Source organism: Actinosynnema sp. (assembly GCF_052038725.1).
Genome location: NZ_JBQGCX010001017.1, coordinates 1 through 3510, shown reverse-complemented (window position 1 = coordinate 3510; position 3510 = coordinate 1). Strand labels below are relative to the sequence as shown.

The 3510-nt window shown below is 75.0% G+C and carries 1 protein-coding gene; it reads left to right on the top strand.

Annotation, left to right across the window (positions count from 1 at the left end):
• Window positions 1-3510, top strand: a 3510-nt coding sequence (locus ACTUAL_RS21525; RefSeq protein ID WP_440901517.1) for a beta-ketoacyl synthase N-terminal-like domain-containing protein, incomplete at both ends; no start/stop codon positions are given.

Genomic DNA, 3510 nt, shown 5'->3' with positions numbered 1-3510 from the left:
GCCACCAGCGGTCTCACAGTGCCGGACGCAGGCGCACAGGAGGCGGTGCTACGTCTGGCCCGCGAGAGCGCCGGTGTCCGCCCTGAGCAGGTCAAGTACGTCGAGCTGCACGGGACGGGCACCCGGCTCGGCGATCCCGTGGAGGCCGCCGCGCTCGGCGCCGCGCTGGGCGCCCACCGACCGCAGGGGGAGCCGTTGCTGGTCGGTTCCGCGAAGACGAACGTCGGCCACCTGGAGGCGGGCGCGGGCGTCACCGGACTGGTCAAGACCGCGCTGAGCATCGCGCACCGGCTGCTGCCAGCGAGCCTGAACTTCGAGACCCCCAACCCGGAGATCCCCCTGGACCGCCTCAACCTGGCCGTCCAGCGCTCGCTGTCCGGCTGGCCGAGGCCCGGCCTGCCGCTGGTGGCCGGGGTGTCCTCGTTCGGCATGGGCGGCACGAACTGCCACCTGGTGCTCACCGAGGCTCCCGCCGGGCTCGACCGGCACGCGGGAACGGGAGCCCGGAGCGCTCCGGGGCCGGTGGTGTGGCCGGTCTCCGGGGTGGGCGAGGCGGCTCTGGCCGCCCAGGCCGCGCGGTTGTGGGAGCACGCCCAGGAGCTGGACCCGGCGGATGTGGGCCTGTCGCTGGCCACGACCCGGACCGCGCACAGCCACCGGGCCGTCGTGGTCGGCTCGGACCGCGGAGCCCTGCTCGACGGCCTCGGCGCGGTCGCAGGCGGAACCCCCGCCGCGAACGTGCTGCGGGGGCGGGTCGTTCCGGGCGCCAGGCTCGGTTTCCTGTTCTCGGGTCAGGGTTCGCAGCGGGTGGGGATGGGTCGGGGGTTGGCGGCCCGGTTCCCGCTGTTCGCCGAGGCCTTCGACGAGGTGTGCGGGCACTTCGGCGACCTGGTCGGGGCGCTCTCCTCCCCGGAACTGTTGCAGCGCACGGAGTTCGCGCAGCCCGCCCTGTTCGCGTTCGAGGTGGCGCTGTTCCGGTTGCTGGAGTCCTTCGGGGTGCGTCCGGACGTGTTGCTCGGGCACTCGATCGGTGAGTTGGCGGCGGCGCACGTGGCGGGGTTGTGGTCGTTGGGGGACGCCTGTCGGGTGGTGGCTGCTCGGGGCAGGTTGATGCAGTCGCTCCCGGAAGGTGGGGCGATGGCGGCGGTGGAGGCGGCGGAGGACGAGGTCACCCCGCTGCTGTCGGGTCGTGTGGGCCTGGCGGCGGTCAACGGGCCGTCGTCGGTGGTCGTCTCCGGCGAACTGCCCGAGGTCGAGCGGGTCGTGGCCGCGCTGTCCGGGCTCGGCAGGCGCACCAAGTCGCTGCGGGTGAGCCACGCGTTCCACTCGCACCTGCTGGAGCCGGTGCTGGCCGAGTTCGGCGAGGTGCTGGCCGGGGTCCGCTTCCACCGACCCCGGCTGCCGGTGCTGTCCAACCTGACCGGTCTGCCCGCGGGGGAGGAGCTGCGCGCTCCGGACTACTGGGTGCGGCACGCCCGCCAGGCGGTCCGGTTCGCCGACGCCGTCACCACCGCGCTCGCCGACGGTGTCACGACGTTCGTGGAGATCGGTCCGGACGGCGTGCTCAGCGCGTCCGCGCGCGAGTGCGCCCAGGGCGTCGACGTCGCTGTCCACCCGGCCCAGCGCGCCGACCGGCCTGAGGTGGACGCCCTGGTCACCGCGCTCGCCGGGCTGCACGTCCGGGGCGTCGACGTCGACTGGGCCAGGCTGCACGAGGGCGGACGGGCCCGACGGGTCGCCCTGCCGACCTACGCGTTCCAGCGGCGGCGCCACTGGCTCGACACCCCGGAGCGGCGCGGCGCCGGGGAGACGCCCGACCGCCCCACCCCCGACCTCCGCGGGGACCGGGAAGGCTTCGCCCCGGCTGACACCGACCGCTCCGCGCTGGCCGACCTGCTGTCCGGGTTGCCGGAGGCCGAGCAGGACCGGTCGCTGCTCGACCGGGTGCGCGACCACGCCGCCGCCGTGCTCGGCCACACCACCGCCGAGGGCGTCGACACCGACCTGACCTTCAAGGACCTGGGCTTCGACTCGCTGACCGCCGTCGAGCTCCGCGACGCGCTGGCCGCGGACACCGGCCTGCGCCTGTCCCCGGCGCTGCTGTTCAACCACCCGACGCCCACCGCGCTCGCCCGCCACCTGCGCACCGAGTTGACCGGTTCCGGACGACGCCCGACCGCGACCACCTCCGGCCCGGCGCTCGACGAGCCGATCGCGATCGTGGGCATGGGCTGCCGCTACCCCGGTGGTGTCCGGTCCCCCGAGGAGCTGTGGCAGCTCGTCGTCGACGGCCGCGACGCCATCGGCGGCTTCCCCTCTGACCGGGGCTGGGACCTGGCGGGCCTCTACGACCCCGACCCCGCGCGCAGCGGCACGACCTACGCGCGGGAGGGCGGTTTCCTCTACGACGCGGCGGAGTTCGACGCGGGGTTCTTCGGCATCTCGCCGCGCGAGGCGTTGGCGATGGACCCGCAGCAGCGGCTCCTGCTGGAGACCTCGTGGGAGGCGGTGGAGCGGGCGGGCATCGACCCCAGGTCGTTGCGCGGCAGCGACACCGGTGTGTTCACCGGCGTGATGGCGCAGGACTACGGACCCCGCCTGCACGAGGGCCTGGACGGTTACGAGGGCTACGCCCTGACCGGCAGCACGGTCAGCGTCGCCTCGGGCCGGGTCTCCTACGCCCTCGGGCTCAGCGGTCCCGCGGTCACCGTGGACACCGCGTGCTCCTCGTCCCTGGTCGCGCTGCACCTGGCCGCGCGGGCCCTGCGCGACGGTGAGTGCTCCCTGGCCCTGGCGGGCGGCGCCGCGGTGCTCGCCACCCCCGGCATGTTCGTGGAGTTCAGCCGTCAGCGGGGGCTGGCCCCGGACGGGCGGTGCAAGGCGTTCGCCGCAGCGGCCGACGGCACCGCCTGGGCAGAGGGCGCGGGCGTGGTCGTCCTCGAACGGCTCTCGGACGCGCGCCGCAACGGGCACCCGGTGCTGGCGGTGGTGCGCGGATCGGCCGTCAACCAGGACGGCGCCAGCAACGGCCTCACCGCCCCCAGCGGTCCCGCGCAGGAGCAGGTCATCCGGCAGGCGCTCGCCCGCGCGGGACTGCGGCCCGACGACGTGGACGCCGTGGAGGCGCACGGCACCGGCACCGCCCTCGGCGACCCGATCGAGGCGCAGGCGCTCATCGCCACCTACGGGCAGGACCGCACCGAGCCGCTGTGGCTGGGCTCGCTCAAGTCCAACATCGGCCACGCCCAGGCGGCGGCGGGCGTCGGCGGCGTGATCAAGACCGTGCTGGCGCTGCGTGCCGGCGTCCTGCCCTCGACCTTGCACGTGGACACGCCCTCACCGCACGTCGACTGGTCGGCTGGCCGGGTCCGGCTGCTGACCGGGAACCGCGCGTGGCCGGACACCGGCCGAGTTCGCAGGGCAGCCATCTCGTCGTTCGGCATCAGCGGAACCAACGCGCACCTCATCCTGGAGGCTCCACCCGCCACGCCGGAACCCGCGACCAGGAGC